This is a genomic window from Candidatus Latescibacter sp. (assembly GCA_030692375.1).
Lineage (GTDB): Bacteria > Latescibacterota > Latescibacteria > Latescibacterales > Latescibacteraceae > JAUYCD01.
The window spans coordinates 1-19,205 of the sequence record JAUYCD010000054.1 but is presented as its reverse complement, the minus strand read 5'-3'; the positions used below and the strand labels follow the sequence as shown (position 1 = coordinate 19,205).

14 protein-coding genes are annotated in these 19,205 nt (G+C 51.4%); all 14 read left to right on the top strand.

What is annotated here, in order from left to right:
- Position 1: 1 nt before the first annotated feature.
- Positions 2 to 1,195, top strand: coding sequence for an AAA family ATPase (locus Q8O92_03575; protein MDP2982392.1), 1,194 nt, complete (start codon positions 2 to 4; stop codon positions 1,193 to 1,195).
- Positions 1,189 to 1,800 carry a DUF4276 family protein gene (locus Q8O92_03570; protein MDP2982391.1) on the top strand — a complete coding sequence of 204 codons (612 nt, stop codon included), beginning with the start codon at positions 1,189 to 1,191 and terminating at the stop codon, positions 1,798 to 1,800. The genes Q8O92_03575 and Q8O92_03570 overlap by 7 nt, the downstream gene beginning before the upstream one ends.
- On the top strand, positions 1,797 to 3,365 hold the full coding sequence (locus Q8O92_03565) for an NAD(P)H-hydrate dehydratase (GenBank protein MDP2982390.1): 1,569 nt from the start codon (positions 1,797 to 1,799) through the stop codon (positions 3,363 to 3,365). The genes Q8O92_03570 and Q8O92_03565 overlap by 4 nt, the downstream gene beginning before the upstream one ends.
- A 436-nt stretch (positions 3,366 to 3,801) precedes the next feature.
- Entirely contained in the window at positions 3,802 to 5,238 is a 1,437-nt protein-coding gene (pyk, locus tag Q8O92_03560; protein ID MDP2982389.1) for a pyruvate kinase, read from the top strand.
- A 221-nt stretch (positions 5,239 to 5,459) separates the two neighbouring features.
- Positions 5,460 to 5,807, top strand: a complete 348-nt coding sequence (locus tag Q8O92_03555; protein MDP2982388.1) for a hypothetical protein — start codon at positions 5,460 to 5,462, stop codon at positions 5,805 to 5,807.
- A gap of 24 nt (positions 5,808 to 5,831) precedes the next feature.
- The gene (gene carB / locus Q8O92_03550) at positions 5,832 to 9,095 is read left to right on the top strand and encodes a carbamoyl-phosphate synthase large subunit (protein ID MDP2982387.1); all 3,264 of its coding nucleotides are present in this window, start codon (positions 5,832 to 5,834) and stop codon (positions 9,093 to 9,095) included.
- An 84-nt stretch (positions 9,096 to 9,179) separates the two neighbouring features.
- Positions 9,180 to 10,241, top strand: coding sequence for a hypothetical protein (locus Q8O92_03545; GenBank protein MDP2982386.1), 1,062 nt, complete (start codon positions 9,180 to 9,182; stop codon positions 10,239 to 10,241).
- A gap of 146 nt (positions 10,242 to 10,387) precedes the next feature.
- Positions 10,388 to 12,247, top strand: a complete 1,860-nt coding sequence (locus Q8O92_03540; protein ID MDP2982385.1) for a tetratricopeptide repeat protein — start codon at positions 10,388 to 10,390, stop codon at positions 12,245 to 12,247.
- Complete coding sequence (locus tag Q8O92_03535) at positions 12,213 to 12,992, top strand: dihydroorotate dehydrogenase electron transfer subunit (GenBank protein MDP2982384.1); 780 nt, start codon at positions 12,213 to 12,215, stop codon at positions 12,990 to 12,992. The genes Q8O92_03540 and Q8O92_03535 overlap by 35 nt, the downstream gene beginning before the upstream one ends.
- Positions 12,989 to 13,915 carry a dihydroorotate dehydrogenase gene (locus tag Q8O92_03530; protein ID MDP2982383.1) on the top strand — a complete coding sequence of 309 codons (927 nt, stop codon included), beginning with the start codon at positions 12,989 to 12,991 and terminating at the stop codon, positions 13,913 to 13,915. Before Q8O92_03535 ends, Q8O92_03530 begins: the two co-directional genes overlap by 4 nt.
- A complete protein-coding gene (locus tag Q8O92_03525; GenBank protein ID MDP2982382.1) occupies positions 13,916 to 14,353 on the top strand; it encodes a septal ring lytic transglycosylase RlpA family protein in 438 nt (145 codons plus the stop codon).
- A gap of 97 nt (positions 14,354 to 14,450) precedes the next feature.
- Complete coding sequence (locus tag Q8O92_03520) at positions 14,451 to 16,205, top strand: ABC transporter ATP-binding protein (GenBank protein ID MDP2982381.1); 1,755 nt, start codon at positions 14,451 to 14,453, stop codon at positions 16,203 to 16,205.
- A 45-nt stretch (positions 16,206 to 16,250) separates the two neighbouring features.
- Entirely contained in the window at positions 16,251 to 18,026 is a 1,776-nt protein-coding gene (locus tag Q8O92_03515) for an ABC transporter ATP-binding protein (protein ID MDP2982380.1), read from the top strand.
- A 224-nt stretch (positions 18,027 to 18,250) separates the two neighbouring features.
- Complete coding sequence (locus tag Q8O92_03510) at positions 18,251 to 18,760, top strand: hypothetical protein (protein ID MDP2982379.1); 510 nt, start codon at positions 18,251 to 18,253, stop codon at positions 18,758 to 18,760.
- Positions 18,761 to 19,205: the final 445 nt, after the last annotated feature.

The following is a 19,205-nucleotide window of genomic DNA, read 5'->3' as shown; positions in this document are numbered from 1 at the left end:
CATGGAAGATACAAGGTTTATCAATTCGATATGGATTCAAAATCTTCTCTCATTCGGACCAGACAGTAAACCAGTAAATTTAAAGCCTCTTAATGTTCTCATCGGCCCAAATGCTTCGGGGAAATCGAATTTCATCAATGCGATAAGTATTTTACAGGCCGCGCCGAGAGATATAAGCATGCCGTTGAGAGAGGGTGGTGGAGTAGGAGAGTGGATATGGAAAGGGAAGGGTGAAAAAATTGCCGAAATGGGTGTTGACTTTATAATACCCTATGAAAATATGAGCATTGACTTTATACAGCCCCATGAGAAGAAAATAGTTAGTTATACACTGAGAATCGGCTCAACCCCACTTGATAGGCTGTATATCGACACAGAAACTGTTATGAATGAAATTGGAAATTTTTTGTACAGTAATAAAAATGGGAAAGTAGAATTTGGTATATCGGAGCTTTTTGCAGGAATATCCCCTGCACCCGAACCCCATTTGTATAAATCAATATTATCCCAGTTTGGCGGACTACACTCAGGTTCAGAATTAACAAAACTTGCAAATAGCCTTCAGGAATCGAAAATATACAAAGACCTTTTTGTTGTAATAAGTTCGATAAAGCAACCCCAAAAAACCGATTGGCCTAGTGATTTTCTTTTAGAAAGTTTAAATAACTTTGCCCTAATAGCTCATGATCTCAAGGAAAGGCGAGAAACCGCTGGAAAAATAAATGAATTGATGCGGTCGTTTTATGAGAGATTTGAATCGATTCATACAAAAGTATTTGGAGGAATAATCCAAGTTCTTTTCAATGAGAAAAATCTTAAAGACCCTATTCCCGCCTCTCGTCTGTCCGATGGTACTTTGCGATTTCTTTGTCTTCTCTTGATTCTCTGTCATCCCTCACCTCCTCCGCTCATCTGTATCGAAGAGCCGGAAGTCGGGCTGCACCCCGACATTCTCCATACCGTTGCAGAACTCCTTGTAGAAGCATCCAAACGCACCCAGCTCATTGTTACAACTCATTCCGACATTCTCGTTTCTGCGCTTTCAGAACAGCCGGAGTCGGTACTGGTTTGCGAGCATGACGAACAAGGGACGCATATGAGGAGGCTTGATCAGAAGAAGCTGAAAAAATGGCTTGAGAACTACACACTCGGTGAACTGTGGCGTATGGGCGAGATAGGCGGTAACAGATGGTGAAAGAAATCAGGGTGTATGTCGAGGGCGGCGGCGACAGTGTGGAATCCAGAGCCCAGATGAGAGAAGGTTTCACCGTTTTCTTTAATAAGTTGCATACCATGCCTGAAGTGAAAATACTTGTAGTAGCCTGTGGTACAAGAGGTAATGCATACCGCGACTTCATGGCGGCATGGGAAGACCATCCCGATGCCTTTAATGTACTTCTTGTCGATTCAGAAATCGGGGTGACTACTGACCCGTGGAGTCATCTCGCATTACATGATCAATGGTTATTTGAGGACCATCATCATGTGCATTGTCATCTCATGGTTCAAATTATGGAAGCATGGTTTTTAGCAGACAGGGACGCACTCAAAATCTTTTTCGGTACTGGCTTCCGTGAAGAAAAACTACCTCGAACAACAAGTGTGGAGAACATAACAAAAGGCACTATCAGAGTTAAATTGAATGCCGCAACACGATATTCATATAAAGGGAAATATCATAAAATCCATCACGCCTCGAAAATTCTTAAAATATTAGACCTTAACAAAGTCCGTAGTGCCGCTCCCCACTGTGACCGCCTGTTTACCACCCTTGCCGAAAAAATTGGAGTTGCCCTATGAAAGTCTTCACCGGCGAACAGATGGCGGAAATCGACCGCCGCTCGATCGAGTGGGGAAAACCCGGCATCGAGCTCATGCGGGCGGCGGGTAAGGCTGTCTGTGAATTCATGGCTGAAGTATACTCCGATCTATTCGATAAAAGGGTGGTTGTGCTAGCTGGAAAAGGAAACAACGGCGGAGACGGTTTCCGGGTGGCTGAACTCCTGAGGTTGAGCGGGATTCCGGCCGATGTATTCCTGATCGGAAGAAAGCGTGAAGTACGGGGCGACGCCCTCGCCTGTCTCGGTGCCCTTGAGAAAACCGGCGGGAAAGTGGAAGAGATACACGGCCAGGAAGACCTTGGCCTGTTCATCGAGCGGATCGAGTCCGCCGATGTGATTGTGGACGCCCTCTTCGGGACCGGACTCCGGGGAGAGATTACCGGCCTTGCCGCCGCGGTAGTGGAGTTGGTGAATCATGCACACGCCGAGGTGGTGGCGGTCGACATTCCTTCCGGTGTGAACTCGAATACCGGCCAGGTTTCGGAAGCCGCGGTGCAGGCCGATTATACGGTGACCTTCGGGTTCCTGAAAGCAGGAATGGTAATCAAACCGGGGCGCTTTTTCTGCGGAAGCATTCAGGCGGCGGACATCGGCTTTCCCCTGGAAGTGTCTGATATGATAGCGCCGTTCGCTCATACACTTTCACGGTCGGAGGCTGCCGCTCTCATACCGGTGCGGCCATACGATGCGCATAAAAATTCAGCCGGAAAGGTTTTTATTCTTTCCGGATCGGTCGGAATGACCGGGGCGCCCGCCTTATGCGCCGCTTCCGCCATGCGGTCAGGCGCCGGACTGGTAAGGGTGGGCTGCCCCGAGAGTCTCAGTGATATTCTCGCAGTCAAGTTAACCGAAATCATGAATCTCCCCCTGCCGGAAGTCCGAAAAAAACGCTGCCTTTCCCTCCGTGCGCTGGGAAAAATCCGCGAGGCGGTGGAAAATATGGATGCGGTGGCTGTCGGCCCGGGATTGGGGACGTATTACGAAACCTCGGAGCTGGTCAGGCGCTTTCTGGACGAGTACCGGGGCAAAGTGATTCTCGATGCGGATGGGATCAACGCGTACCGTAACAACCGGGCTGCTCTTACGAAAACTCCCTGCGATATGGTACTCACTCCCCATGCCGGAGAGCTTTCGCGGCTGATGGAGAAACCGGCCGCTGAGATCATGACCGATCCAATCGGCGCAGCGAAACAGGCAGCCGCTGAACTGGGGAAAATCGTTCTGCTGAAAGGACCGACTACGGTGACTGTCAATCCTGCGGGCGAGGTCTGGCTTAATCCGACCGGAAACCAGGCCCTGGCAACAGCCGGAGCCGGGGATGTGCTGACGGGAACGATCACCGGTCTCGCCGCCCAAGGGCTGGACCTTTTCCCCGCCGCTGTCCTGGGGGCTTTCGTGCACGGTCTGGCCGGAGAGATGGCCTCGGAGGAAATGGGTATACGGGGGGTGATGGCCGGAGATGTGTTAGAAAATCTGTCTCAGGCTTTCGATGAAATTGAGGCGGAGACAATATTCGATCTGTAAAGAAAAAACTAAGAGCTTGTCCGTAAATAAGAAATTCGCCGGTTGCACCTACTCAATGCCCCCTTACCCTCGATCCCTTTCCCCCATAAATGGGGGCAAGGGAATTTGAGACGCCACATGCTTTTCCTGCCCCCCGCAAGGGGGGAAGGTGGCCTGAAAGGCCAGAAGGGGGCTGCCTTAAAACGAGTGAAAATCCTTACGGATAAGTTCTAAGGCATAATGGCGCAAAAGAACAAAGGCACAAAGTAAAAAAGACAAGGATGAAGGATAAAGGATGAAAGAGCCTTTTCTTTCTCTCTGTGCTTGGGATTTTGATTGTAATCTTTTCATCATCTTTTATCATTTACATCACGCGCATTAGTGGTTCAGACAATCTTTTCTTTAGGATTCTTTTGTCTTTTCTTTTGTCTTCTATAAACAGGAGGCTTCAATACCCATGACTCGAGCAAAAATCATCTGTACTCTGGGTCCGGCAAGCCAGGACGAGATAACCATCCGGGGTCTTATTGAAGCCGGAATGAATATCGCCCGTATCAATTTTTCCCATGGCGCCCCCGAGGAGCTTGCCGGGATTATCGTCAAGGTTCGAAAAGTGGCCGCAGAGAAGGGGATTCCCATCGCCATTCTCGGCGATCTGGCCGGTCCGAAAATCCGGGTGGGAGATGTTGCAGGTGGAAGTGTGTTCCTGGAGGCAGGAAAAGAACTGACCATTACCACCCGCACGGTCATGGGCTCAGCATCCCTGGTGAGCACCACCTACCCCAACCTGGTCAGCGATGTGGAGAAAGGCGACCGTATTCTCATCGATGACGGCAACCTGGAGCTGAAGGTTTTGGAGGTCAGCCCGGAAGAAGTGAAGACCGTTGTGGTGATCGGAGGGGATCTCAAGCCGCACAAGGGGATGAATCTTCCCGGAGTGAAGGTATCGGCGCCTTCCATCAGCACCAAGGATTTTTCAGACATGGAATTTGCGGTCAAAAACGGGCTGGATTTCCTCGGCCTCTCGTTTGTGCGGACCCCGGATGATGTGTTCAAGGCGAAAAAGCTTCTGTCCAACCTGGGATCGGATATGCCGGTCATCGCCAAGATAGAGAGACAGGAGGCAGTTAACGCCTTTGACGCCATCCTGGAAAATGCCGATGGAGTCATGGTGGCGCGGGGCGATTTGGGTGTGGAGATGCCTTCCGAAGAAGTGCCGCTCATCCAGAAGAAAATCATCGAAAAATGCAACATAGCCGGTAAGCCGGTGATTACCGCCACCCAGATGCTCGAATCCATGACCTACAATCCCCGCCCGACTCGCGCGGAAACTTCGGATGTGGCCAATGCTATTATCGATGGCTCGGACGCAGTGATGCTTTCCGGCGAGACAGCGGTGGGGAAGTACCCGATCAAGGCGGTGGAAACCATGCGCAGGATTATCGACGATGTAGAAAAAGAAGAGACGTACCGCGGTACGTCTCTCCTCGGAAAGGGCAGGTGCATCCTTGACCCTAGAGAACAGGAATCAACCATCCAAGGGGCGGTGACCATCGCGGCCTGCCGGGCGGCGGAGATTTTGAACGCCACCGCCATTGTCGCCTATACACAGTCCGGCTCCACCGCCAGGCATCTTTCCAAGCATCGTCCCAAAACCAGCATTGTAGCCATTACTCCTTCTGAAACTATTCGGCGCCGTCTGGCGTTATATTGGGGCATTCATACGGTGCTGGTGCAGGAGGTGGTCGATACAGACAGCATGGTTGGTGTGGCTGAATCGGCGGCAAAGAATTGCGGGTATGCCCGAGCGGGAGATATTATTGTGATCACCTCAGGCACCCCTATCGGTGTTTCCGGTTCCACAAATCTCATGAATATCCATCATATACAGTAAAAGGAAAATCGTTCCGAGTCCTGCTTGCTTTTCGGGAGATGTTTTTATACTTTTAAACTATGGGAAAATGGACTGATCAAAGAATCAAGCAGCAGGTAGAGGAGGTAATCGAGGAATCTTACCTTCTCAGTCTCAGCAATTCGGAAATACAGCAAAACCTCCGGAATTTTATAGATATCTGTGAAAACATCCTCCGTGAATCTGTTCAGGAAGGGAGGGATATGAAAGTCACAGAAATCCGGATAGCGATTTTGAAAGCATATCTTTTGTTGAGCCTTGATACCTATCCTCTTAAAAAACATCAGAATGGCGCCGCCGCCTCTGATAAATCATCACATAATCTTCTGGCTGAACAGGTTGTCGCCACAAAAAGTCTCATTCTCAGGCTTATCGATGAATACGACTCGAAACTGGCTGAAACAGTCCTTGAGGGAAACCTTGAGAAAGGCGCACTAGTCCGGAAACGAAGGATTCGTAAAGCCAGGTTTCTTTCATTTCTCGTGCAATCAGGGTATATTGCACTGCTGGCTTTGACAGGTTTCATTCTGTGGGTTGTGTTGTTTCATTGAGCCGCCACTTATTCAGGAATAGATATGCCAAAAAGAACCGATATCCGCTCTATCATGGTCATAGGCTCCGGTCCTATAGTCATCGGACAGGCCTGTGAATTCGATTATTCCGGTACCCAGGCCTGCAAAGCCCTCAAGGAAGAGGGGTTCAGGATAGTCCTGGTCAACTCCAATCCCGCCACTATCATGACCGATCCGGAAATCGCCGACCGTACCTATATTGAACCGATCACCCCGGAAATTTGCGAAAAGATCATCGCCCTGGAGAAACCGGACGCCCTGCTCCCGACTCTGGGAGGCCAGACCGGATTGAATGTCGCTGTACAGCTTGCCGAGCAGGGAATTCTGGACCGTTATGGGGTGCGCATGATCGGAGCGAACCTTGAATCAATCAAAAAAGCGGAGGACCGGCGGCTCTTCGCCGCTGCGATGAACCGTATACGGGTAGATCAGCCCCGAGGAGGATTCGCAAATTCCCTTGATGAAGGGTGGAAAGTCCTTGAAATAGTCGGTTTCCCGGCAATCATACGGCCTTCTTTCACCCTCGGGGGAACCGGCGGCGGAATTACCTACAACCGCCAGGAATTCGAATTCCAGGTCAAACATGGGCTGGAGCTCAGTCCCATCTCCGAGGTGCTCATCGAAGAATCGCTTATCGGCTGGAAAGAATTCGAGCTCGAGGTCATGCGTGATTTGAACGATAATGCGGTAATTATCTGCTCCATCGAAAACCTCGATCCCATGGGAGTCCATACCGGCGACTCCATCACGGTGGCGCCCATTCAGACTCTCACCGACCGCGAGTACCAGCGTATGCGCGACTGGGCTATCGATGTGATCCGTGAGATCGGGGTGGAAACGGGCGGGTCCAACATCCAGTTCGCCCAGAATCCTGCTGACGGCCGTCTGGTTATCATCGAAATGAACCCCCGGGTGTCGCGGAGTTCCGCTCTCGCCTCAAAAGCGACCGGATTCCCCATCGCAAAGATTGCGGCAAAGCTTGCGGTCGGCTATACCCTCGATGAGATCGCCAACGATATAACCCGCAAAACCAAGGCCTGCTTCGAGCCGACCATCGACTACTGTGTGGTGAAGATTCCGCGTTGGACATTCGAAAAATTCCCGAGCGCCGACGCGCGCCTCGGCATCCAGATGAAGAGCGTCGGCGAGGTGATGGCTATAGGAAGGACGTTCAAGGAAGCGCTTCAGAAAGGCATTCAGGGATTGGAAATCAACCGTTACGGTCTTGGCGGGGACGGTGTGGACGATGCCTGGGAAAAAGCGGATTGGCTGGCGTATGTGAAAACGCCATTCGCCGACCGGATTTTTGGAATTCGGAAGGCGTTTCTGGCCGGGCATTCGGTGGATGAACTGTATGCGGCGACCAAAATCGACCGGTGGTTCCTTTCGAATATGCAGGAAATCGTTGATATGGAGTGTGAACTGAAGGGGAAGACATTCGGGGAAGCAGACAGCGTCACGATTCTCGATGCAAAGAAAATGGGATTTTCCGACCGCCAACTGGCATTCCTCTGGGGAGTTTCCGAGAACGCCGTCCGGGAGCGCCGTAAACAGTTGGGAATTGAGAGCGTTTTCAAGACGGTGGATACCTGCGCGGCGGAATTTGAGGCCTTCACTCCCTACCATTATTCCACCTATGAATCCGAATGCGAGGTGGTTCGCTCCCCCCGGAAGAAGATCATGATAATCGGCGGCGGACCGAACCGGATCGGGCAGGGGATCGAATTCGATTACTGCTGCGTCCACGCCTCATTCGCGCTCAAGGAGGACGGGTTTGAGACCATCATGGTCAATTCCAATCCGGAGACCGTTTCCACCGATTACGATACTTCCGACAAGCTCTACTTTGAGCCGCTCACCCTGGAACATGTCCTTGCGATCTGCGAAAAGGAGAAACCGGACGGCGTCATCGTCCAGTTCGGCGGCCAGACCCCGCTGAAACTGGCAAAAGGACTGGAAGCCGCCGGGGTTCCGATCATCGGCACCTCTCCGGATTCGATCGATATCGCGGAAGACCGGAAACGGTTCGGCATGCTGGTGGACAGGCTGGGTATCAAACAGCCGCCCAACGGTACAGCGACCGACCTGGAAGGCGCCCGTAAAATTGCCGAGCGTATCGGCTACCCGGTCCTTGTGCGGCCCTCCTATGTGCTCGGCGGGCGGGCCATGATGATCTGCTATAATGAAAACATCCTAAAAACCTACTTTGATGCTGCAATCAATGTATCGGAAGAACGTTCTGTACTCGTAGACAAGTTCCTCGATGCTGCAATCGAGATCGATGTGGACGCCATCTGCGACGGCAAAGATGTGGTGATCGGGGGCATCATGCAGCACATCGAGAACGCGGGCATTCACTCCGGGGATTCGGCATGCATCCTTCCGCCCTATAGTTTAAGCCCGGATATCATCTCCCGCATCCGCGAGAGCACCCATGCTCTGGCGCGCAATCTGAACGTTATCGGGCTCATGAATATCCAGTACGCCATAAAAGACAATGAAATATATGTCCTAGAGGTAAATCCGCGTGCATCCCGGACGGTTCCCTATGTGTCTAAATCCATCGGTGTTCCGCTGGCCAAGCTCGCCGCCCGGGTGATGACCGGGAAAACGCTCCGGGAACTTAATTTTACCGAAGAGGTCAATCTCGATTACTACTGTGTCAAGGAAGCGGTGCTGCCGTTCATTAAATTCCCCGGGGTGGATTCCATCCTCGGCCCGGAGATGAAATCGACCGGAGAGGTCATGGGCATCGATCCGGATTTCGGGGTGGCGTTTGCCAAATCACAGATGTCGGTGAACGCCGGCCTTCCGACCTCCGGCCGTATTTTCATCAGTGTCGCAGGCCGGGACAAGGATGCTATCGTCCCAATTGCCGCACGGCTCCGCGATGCCGGTTTTACACTGGTGGCAACCTCCGGCACCCGAGAGAGTCTGGAAGCGCACGGCATCCCTGCCGGGCTGATCATGAAGATCTACGATGGCCGTCCCAATGTGCTCGACCTGCTCACCGACGGCTCGATCGGTCTCATGATAAACACACCGATAGGCACCCAATCCCACCAGGACGATTATGAGATACGGCGTGCGGCCATCATTCACAACGTACCGTACACCACGACCATCGCGGGGGCAACCGCCGCGGTGGAGGGGATACTCGCCCTCCTTTCCAAGCCGCTTCAAGTGAAATGCCTCCAGGAATACCACAAAAGAACTCACCCCCTGGATGTTGTTGCGCAATTAGATCCTGAAACGAGTTCAGGATGACACGTGTCACTTCGACAAGCTCAGCGCTCGGACAGCGGGCTCTGAGCCTGACGAAGAGCAGGATTTACTTCAAAAGGGAATAATGTGAAAATTAAAAAGAACCTTTCCGGAATAAAATCGAAACCCGATGGAAATACCGGAATGTATGGAGAAGAATTCGCCGTTCTCCCCTTCTCGGCGGAGCTTGAACTTTATCATATTCTCTTCGAAAAAGTCGCAAAGTTCCTGATAAAGCGGTATCGGCGTTCAGTTTCTATGGCGTTCGATGTTTTTAAAGATGTAAATGGGCTTGATGTTGTTGAAACGGATATTGATGATCTTGATGAAGCCTCTCTGGTGCAGTTTTACGATTGGATTATTCATACCCCCGGTATCGTGAAGTCTGGCTATACAGGCATCGAATTCTATATGGAGAAGTCCAAGCAGGTAAACGGTGCAGAAATGGTCGTGCTCCGAAAAATGAACGATTCAGTGGTGACATTGTTCCAGGTACATTTGTCAAAATCAAGGAATAAGTTGTTTTTCGATGACCTCCTGCTCAATTACAGATGCGAAATAGATTCTAAAGGAACGTTAGATTTTCTTAATGGGTCGCTTGTTTTAGCTCGTGTAATTACATTGGGAGGGAAACCGACCTTAGGTTTGGGATTTTACCCATTTGAGATAAAAAAGAATTCCTTCCTAAAAATGATACGGGAATTGTTTGCAGAATATCAAAAGCAATCGCCGGATTCGACCTTGGAGAGCTTTTTGAAAAAGAAAACTCCTCTCCTGCTATTGTGGTTCGAGTTCAGGCGTGTTTTGAATCATGAAGATGGGAGAGAAGAGGAAGAGGAAATATCCGAGATAATCATGTATACTTCACTGTTCGATGTTCTCGATAACCGGGCTGTAAAGAAAAGGCTTGCAACCATTCCTCATTTCAACAAGTTTAAAAAAGATACATTCGAGTGGACAGGTGAACCCGGAGATGCCGAAGAAGCTGAGCTTCAGGGAATAATAACAATCACGAACGAAAAAATGGCACTGGTCACCGCTTCACCGGAACTGCGGGAAAGGGGGAAATTCCTCCTTCTCTCTGCCTGCCGCGGCATTATTCATCACGACACGGACTGCGCAGAAACGAAATATTTGAAAGAGGATTGAGATTGCGCAATTAGATCCTGAAACGAGTTCAGGATGAAGCGACTCTTCGACAGGCTCAGAGCCCGCTGACAGAGCACTGAGCTTGTCGAAGTGCACGTGTCATGCCGAACTTGTTTCGGCATCTATATCCGAAAAAATGAGCTGATATGTCGGTGAAAAGAATAAACAGACGAATTGTTCATGGATTTCTTTTGATTTTCCTGCTCCTCGCGGGAGTGGGTTTTTCCGGATGCGCATATTTCAATACCTTTTATCTCGCACAGCGGAATTACAATGACGCCGAACGGCTGCGAAATAGAGATAACAATGTCAGCCCCGAAGCTGGTAAGAAATATAAAGACGCCGTCGACAATGCTTATAAGATCCTCCAGGACTACAAAACTTCGCGGTATGCGGATAACAGCGTGTTCATCATCGGCATGTCCTACTATTACATGAAAGATTATACCCGCGCCCGCACCAAGTTTGAGGAACTTCGGAAAGCTTTTCCCTCGAGCGAATTCGTTCCGAAGGCGCGATACTATAAAGCACGCTGCATGATAGAGGTCGGCCTCACCGATGAGGCCCGTATTGAGCTGAACGATCTGGCCTCAACGGAAAAGAGTGCAATTAAAGGTGAGGCAGGGCTCACCCTGGCGGAGATAAACTATAAAGACGGCCAATGGGAGGATCTCATCGCCGCCGCCCGGAAGGTGGCAGGTTCCGATCCGGGAAAAAAAATCCTGTACCAGGCGATGTTATACAAGGGAGAGGGGCTTTATAATCTGAATAAATACCAGGAGGCGGCGGAAGAACTTCAAAAGCTGGCTTCCAAAAAGATCGAACCGAGGATGAAATTTCGAGCCAATTCATTGATTGCCCAGTCGAAGGCGAAGCTGGGGAAATATGATGAAGCCCTGGCTTTCCTGACGAGTATGCAGAGCAAGGGTGAATTTGTAAATTTCGCCCCGGGTATCCGACTTGAGATCGGAAAGATCTATGAATTGAAAGGGGACGCCGAAAAAGCAGTGGAGACCTACCGCAACATGGCAGGGGATTTCCCCGATTCTCTGGCGGCCAAAGAAGCCTGGTATCATGTCGGAAACATCACCATCCGTGATCTGTCCAAGGCGAACGAAGCCAAAGATGCCTACGTTAAGGTCAGCCAGGGAAATGTCCGCGTTTCCGAAAACTGGTTTGCGGACGCCAAGAACCGATCGGCCCAGATCGACAGCTTGAATGCATGGACGAATGATATCGACAAGCTGAAGGACAAACCGGAGGAACGGGCTCATAAACGCTTCCTTCTTGCGGAGCTTTTGACGTATTCCCTCGATCATGCCGATTCAGCAGTCACCCAGTACGATCTGATCCTTAAGGAGGCGCCCCAATCCGAATATGCGGTACGGAGCGACTTTTCCCTCGGATTGTCTCAGTTGAAGCTGGAAAAAAAATATTCGGAGGAAGCGGAAAAAGCTCTTATGCAAACAATCATTCATAAGTATCCGGAAAGCCAGTTCTCTCAGGAATTGAAAGTTCACCTGGGGATGATCAGCGTTCCTCCGGACCTGAAACTGTATCGCGATGCCGAGCTTGCCCGCATGGAAAACAAGGGGCCGAAAGTGTATCTTCCTCTCTATCAGGCGGTGGCGGACAGCTTCCCAAAGACCAAGAGCGCCTTCCAGGCCCGTTTTGCCATCGCCTACTTCTACGAACATGACGCCGGTGACATGAATAAGGCACTCGAGCTTTATAAAAAACTTGCCGAGGAAAAGCCGAACGAGAATAATAAAGTATTTGTAGAACTGTCCGCCAGGAAACTGTCCTTCATCGTGGACGAAAAGAAAATTGTCACGGATATCCAGAAGAGTATCGCATACTATTCTTCCGACGAGGCACGGGCAGCGTCAGCGGCGCAGGCGCCTGCGGTTTCCGGCCCCGCCTCGGCTGCGGAGAGCGAGTTAACAGAGATGAAAAAGATAAGAGAGAGAAATGCGCGAATACGAAGCAGGTATTTTGCGAACTGAACGCCGCACACCAGGCGGGTATATCATCGAGGTCGCCTGCGGTGAGATCGCGCAAAACGCGGTTCCGGGGCAGTTTGTCCAGGCTCGGGCAGGGCGGGGAACGGATCCGTTCCTCCGGCGGACGTTCTCCATCTGCGGAAGCCGGCCGGAATATGGAATCATAAGCCTGATGATCGATGTGGTCGGTTTGGGAACAGCGCTCCTCTGCTCCCTGAAACGCGGCGAGATGTTGAACCTGGTAGGTCCTCTGGGGAATGGCTTCGATCAAAGCCTTGGCGGAAACGGAAGCGTAGTTCTCGTCGCCGGGGGATTCGGCGCTGCGCCGCTGCTCTTTTTGGCTGAATCGATACGGCAGTCCGGGAAAAGGCCGGCAGTGTTCCTGATGGGCGGAAAAACTGTAACCCACCTTTCTCTCATCGAAGGACTGATATGTGAGAGTGTGTCGGTTCTGGAAGCCACCGATGACGGTTCGCGCGGATATCACGGCCTGGTGTCTTTTCTCCTTGAAGAGCGTATGGGAGAACTCTCTCCGGGCGCCCTGTATGCCTGCGGCCCCCGTCCAATGATGAAGGCGGTGGCGAAGATCGCCAAAAAGTCCGGCGTGCCCTGCCAGGTAAGTCTCGAAGAACGCATGGCCTGCGGTATCGGCGTCTGCCTGGGCTGTGCGGTGCGTATGGCCGACGGTTCCATGGTGCGGTCATGCAAGGAGGGACCGGTTTTCGATGCGGATGAGGTTTCCTGGTGAATGAGGTAAGTCTGTCCCAGAGGCTTTTTGGCCTGGAATTCAAAAATCCCGTGCTCGCGGCCTCCGGGACTTTCGGGAACGGCGAGGAATTTGCAGAGTTCTACGATGTTTCACTCCTGGGCGGGTTTGTAACCAAAGCTGTTACACCGGAGGCGCGCCTCGGGAATCCGCCGCCCCGCATTATCGAAACCCCTTCCGGGATGCTCAACGCCATCGGTCTTCAGAACGAAGGACTCGATGCCTTCATCAAAAAAGTCATTCCCCGTATATCAGGGCTGGACACGGTGGTCATGGTAAATGTCGCAGGACGCACTGTGGATGATTACCGGAAGGTGTGCGCCGGCCTTGACCGCGAAAGCGCTGTCCGGGCATTCGAGATCAATATTTCCTGCCCAAATGTGAAAGAGGGCGGGATTACGTTCGGCGCCTGCCCGGAATCGGCGTTTTCCCTGGTAAAGCGACTCCGTGAAGAGACCAAAAAGCCCATTATCGCAAAACTTTCCCCCATGGTGGCCGACATCGCCGGTATTGCCCGTGCGGTTGAATCGGCCGGCGCGGACGGCGTATCGCTCATCAATACGATTTCCGGTATGGCGATAAATGTCCATACCCGGCGTCCCATGCTGGCGAATGTGACCGGAGGGCTTTCCGGGCCTGCGATCCGGCCGGTTGCGGTGCGCATGGTTTACGAGGCTGCCCGATCTGTTTCCATTCCGGTTATCGGCATGGGAGGTATCTTTTGCGCCCGCGATGCTCTTGAATTCATTATCGCAGGAGCTTCGCTCGTGCAAATCGGCTGCGGGATGTTTGTGAAACCTCTTTTGCCGCTGGAAGTCATAGCGGGCATACGCGAATATCTTGTCCGGTCCGGTTTTAGCTCACTTGGTGAAATCATAGGAAGTCTCCAGATCGCGGAGGATTGATTGCGGAATCTTATAGCAGCGCTGATTGTGCTCTTCCTTTGCTGGGGTTGCGCTCCTTCGCCCAGATATACGATCATCCGCGCCGGCGGTAAGTCAACCGTGCCTTTCCTGACCGGTAAAGTTCTCATGGAAAAACCGCCGATCGGAACAAAGTTCCGTGGGGTCGCTTCCTTTTACGCCGACAAATATCATGGGAAAAAAACTTCGAATGGCGAGGTATTCGATATGTACGGGCTTACCTGCGCCATGAATATTCTCCCGTTCGACACCTGGCTGGAGGTGCTGAACCTGGCCAACAACCGAACTGTCATTGTCAGGGTGAACGATCGCGGTCCTTTTGTTGACGGGCGGATTATCGATCTCTCGCTGGGCGCCGCAAAAGAGCTGGGGATGGTCAATACCGGAATACAGGAAGTGGAAATCACGGTGATTCGCTGAAGAAGTGACAAAGTGACAAAGTTACAGAGTGACAAAGTAAGTGCAAAAACTTTGCCGCTTTGCCGCTTTGTCACTTTGTCACTTATAAAAGGTTTTTATGACTGATTTTGCCATTATCCGTTCTTTTATTGAAAAACGCTGGAAAGCCTTCCTCGTTGGCTCGGTTTTTGTGGTCGTTACCAACATTCTCGATGTGTTTATCCCCTCCTATGTCGGAAAAGCCATAGACATCATTCGTTCCCATTTCGCATTCAGCGACCTGTACCGTGTGGTAGGTTTAATCTTCGTCATCCAGACTGTCAAGGGCATAACCCGTTTCTTCATGCGGTACATCATTATCGGAGCTTCCTGGAAAGCAGAGAACGATGTGCGGAAACGCCTATTCAACCATCTGCTACGGCTCCCCCTGCCGTTTTATAACAGCTCCCGTACAGGCGATCTTATTGCGCGGTTAACCAACGATCTTACTGCGGTGCGGATGATGATCGGCCCGGCGGTCATGTATACCATGAACGCCCTGGTCCTTCTCCCCGCTGCGCTGGTTTTCATGTTCGCCAAGGATGTACAGCTTACCCTGTATGCCCTCATTCCGTTTCCTTTTCTGGCCTTTCTGATAAACCGCGTGGGACGCAGGATACATACCGGATTTACCAGGGTGCAGGAATCATACTCCGACATTTCCGCGCACATCCAGGAAAACCTCAACGGCATTCAGGTGGTAAAAGCGTATGTCCTGGAACAGAAAGAGCTGGAAAAACTCAGGGAGCTGAGCGAAGGGTATGTGAAAAATAACCGCTACATCATTCGCCTCCAGTCCATAATGTGGCCTCTTCTCGATATATTTTCCAGCCTCGGATTGATTCTTGTTCTCTGGATCGGGGCGCACAAGGTGATTTCAGGCCAGACCTCTCTCGGAACCATAGTAGCCTTCATCCTGTACATCGGATTATTGGCATGGCCGGCCATCGCCCTTGGATGGGTAGTGGCTATTTTCCAGCGCGGTACAGCTTCCGCGCGCCGTATTCAGGAGATTCTCGATGTAGAGCAGGAACGCCCGGACGCCGATCCCGATACTACACCCCTTCACGGCGCAGTCAGCGTACAGAACCTCCATTTTTCCTATAACGGAGACCGTGAGGCGATTGAGAGCGTTTCGTTCGAGGTGAAGCCGGGAGGTACATTGGCAATCGTGGGAAGGACCGGTTCGGGAAAGAGCACCCTTTTGAATCTATTGACCGGAACCTTTTCAATACCCCGCGGGATTATTTTTTATGATGGCATGGATATAAACGACATTTCGCTCACCCGCCTGCGCTCATCCATCGCCTATGTTCCCCAGGAGACATTCCTCTTCAGTGAGACAGTGGCGGAAAATATTGCGTTCGGCAAGGAAGGGGCGGACATGGAGAGCATCAAAAATGCAGCCCGGCTCGCCGCCATCGATGAGGAAATTGCCGCGTATCCGGCGGGATACTACACGGTCATAGGTGAAAGGGGCATCACCGTGTCCGGCGGCCAGCGCCAGCGCATCGCCATAGCCCGGGCGTTTATCAGCGATGCACCTATCCTGTTTCTCGATGACAGCCTTTCCAGTGTGGATACCGTTACGGAAATGACCATACTGAGGAATGTTCACGATGTGATACGGAATAAAACCGCCATAATAATCACCCAGCGCCTGGGAGCGATACGGAATGCTGACGAGATTCTCTATATGAGCGATGGAAAGATCATTGAACGCGGAACACATGAATCCCTCATGCGACTGAACGGAGAATATGCGGCGCTCTACAACGAACAGGAAGCTATAGAATCGTTGGATCCTGCAGACCCTGAAACAAGTTCAGGGTGACACGTGTCATGCCGAACTTGTTTCGGCATCTAATAGAAAAAAAACATGCAGAATCAGAACAACAATAGGGGCATCACTCCTGACACTGTCAGGGAATACACCCCATGGACCGCGTTCAAACGCCTGGCCGGATACATCCGTCCCTTTGCAGGCATGGCTGTTTTTGCGCTGGTGTTCAGCATCCTGAGTTCGTTGCTTCTGGTCGCCCGGCCTTACCTGGTGAAAATAGCGGTGGACAACCATATCACCACCGGGAATCTCAAGGGATTCGATCTTCTCATGATCGTGTTCCTCGGGCTTTACTTCATCAAGTTTGCGGTAGATTATGCGCTGAACTTGCTGACCGGCGTTCTCGGCCAGAAGATCATGCACGATCTCCGCATGGATGTGTTCGGGCACATCCTCTCCATGGAAATGAGCTTTTTCGACCATAACCAGGTGGGAAGGCTCATGACCCGCACCACAGACGATGTCAGCACGCTGAATGATCTTTACACCACCGGGGCTGTGAGCACATTCAATAATCTGAGCATCATCGCCGGCATCATCGGAGTCATGTTTTACATGGACTGGAAACTGGCCGTTATCACTCTGACTGTCGTTCCGCTCCTTTACCTTCTTGCGGCGATGTTTGCAAACAAAATACGTATCATTTATCGGATCATCCGTAAGGGTACCGCCCGCCTTAATGCATTTTTGCAGGAAAGCATTCTCGGCATGAGGCTCATTCAGCTCATGCGCAGGACAGACTGGAGCTACGGAAAATTCTCGATTTATTCCGATCGGCTGATGGGGGCGAAAATATCCAATGTCTTTTATTACGGCATTTTTTTCCCGCTCCTGGAATTCATCGGGATGCTCGGCCTGGCGCTCATTCTCATCTCCGGCGGGCACCGTATCTTCCAGGGAACCATCCAGATCGGGGTGCTGATAGCGTTTATCCGTCTTGTGGACATGTTTTTCTGGCCGATCCGTGAGCTTGCGGAAAATTTCAACACGCTGCTCTCCGCCTTGGCCTCGAGCGAGCGGATTTTCACCCTCCTCGATACAAAAGCCCGGGTTGTCGAGCCTGCCCGTCCTCTTCCCCTTTCGGGCAGCCGTGACATCGTTTTCGACCGGGTCTGGTTTGCCTACGAAGGCGTGGAATGGGTGCTCCGTGATGTTTCGTTCCGTGTGGCGGCTGGAGAACGGGTGGCGTTCGTGGGACCTTCCGGAGCGGGAAAGACGAGCATCATCAACCTGCTCCTCCGGTTTTACGATGTCAATCAGGGAAGCATTCTCATTGGAGGGAGGGATATTAGGGGTCTCTCGCTCGAAGAGCTTCACGCGCTTTTTTCGCATGTGGGGCAGGATTCGTTCCTGTTTAACCGCTCGGTGGCCGATAATATACGCCTAGATGGGGATGCGGTCTCCCGCGAACGTATTCAACAGGTGCTTTCCCGTATGGGCTCCGACCGCTTCTTCGAAGGCCTCGAGGACGGTCTCGATACTATTGTTATGGAACGCGGCTCTCGGCTTTCCCAGGGGCAGCGACAGCTTGTCAGCTTTGCCCGCGCCCTTGCCGCAGACCGTGAGATACTCGTTTTAGACGAAGCTACCGCAAGCGTGGATACGTTCACAGAAAGCCTTCTCCAGAAGGCAGTGCCGGTACTTATGGAAGGACGGACTTCGATTGTAATCGCTCACCGGCTCTCCACAGTCAGAAATGTGGACCGTATCCATGTCCTCGCCCGCGGCAAAATCCGTGAGACTGGAACCCATGCCGAGCTTTTGAAATTGAACGGAATCTATGCCAAGCTGAGCCGGATGCATTTCGGGTAGGGTGCAAAAGGAGTTTGAACCTGACGACATATTTTATTGCGTTTCTTTTTAAAATAGATGCCGAAACGGTTTCATCGTTCCCGCGAAGCGGCAACAAATTCGGCATGACACGTGCACTTCGACAAGCTCAGTGCTCGGTCAGCGGACTCTGAGCCTGTCGAAGAGTCCGCTACATCCTGAACTCGTTTCAGGATATAAACACTCAAAAGATAAGGATACAATTCATGAATGTCCATGTTCAAAAAAAGAAATGGCTGCGATTATTTACACTACTTCCGGGTTTGGCGGTGAGCGCCGGATTATTCCTGTTCCTTGCCGGATGTTCCGGAAAGGCGGTCAAAGCCGCTTGGCAGGAAAACGAGCGCTTACAGGCGGAAAATGAAAAGATGAACCGTGAAATTGTCATTCTCCGGGCTCGTATCGAGGATATAATCAAAAGCCAGCCGGGACTCACCGCCGAAGAAAGGGAAGAACTACAGAAAAAAGGCCTCAAGGATCCGGTGGAAGATCTCGTCAATGACCTGGGAAGCCGTGAGGATCTCATGCCCTTCAAAGGTATTTTCGGCGCCCGGCCTTCCTTTTACAAGGATGTGCGCATGTACGTCCTCAACTCCATATGGGTGTATGCCACCTGGGACTCGGGGAACGCCATCGGGCAGCAGTTATTTGAATACACCGTTTCAGAAAGCGGTAAAATTTCCTGGAAGAAAATCGATACGCTCCTGAAAAAATAGTTCAGGCGCAAGTTTGATAAGCATGCGCCTGTTGACTTTGGCTGTGTAAAACGTTATTTTTGAAACCGGAAATCCAGCCCCCATAGCTCAGGTGGATAGAGAGACGGTTTCCTAACGCATACAGGGCATTTATCGTAAAGCCTTAATCAAAAGAATTCCTCGAAGCTCTGCTTCGGGGTTATCTTTTGGGTATGAGCGAACACATACTGAAGAGACATAATAAGAGTATACTCCTCTATCACATTGAATGTCCGGCGAAATATTGGTGGAAGGTACAGAGGAAGTAGAAAGGACTCTGAAGGAGACCTGTTTGGGAATAGGGGAGCGATACGAGATACATTTTATCGAAAGAGATATTTCGAAGAAACCCGGAGGTGAGAAAGGTTCTCTGTGGCGGTCAGATATGGACGACCGGTTCTACATCAATACTGTGGGTGCATATGCG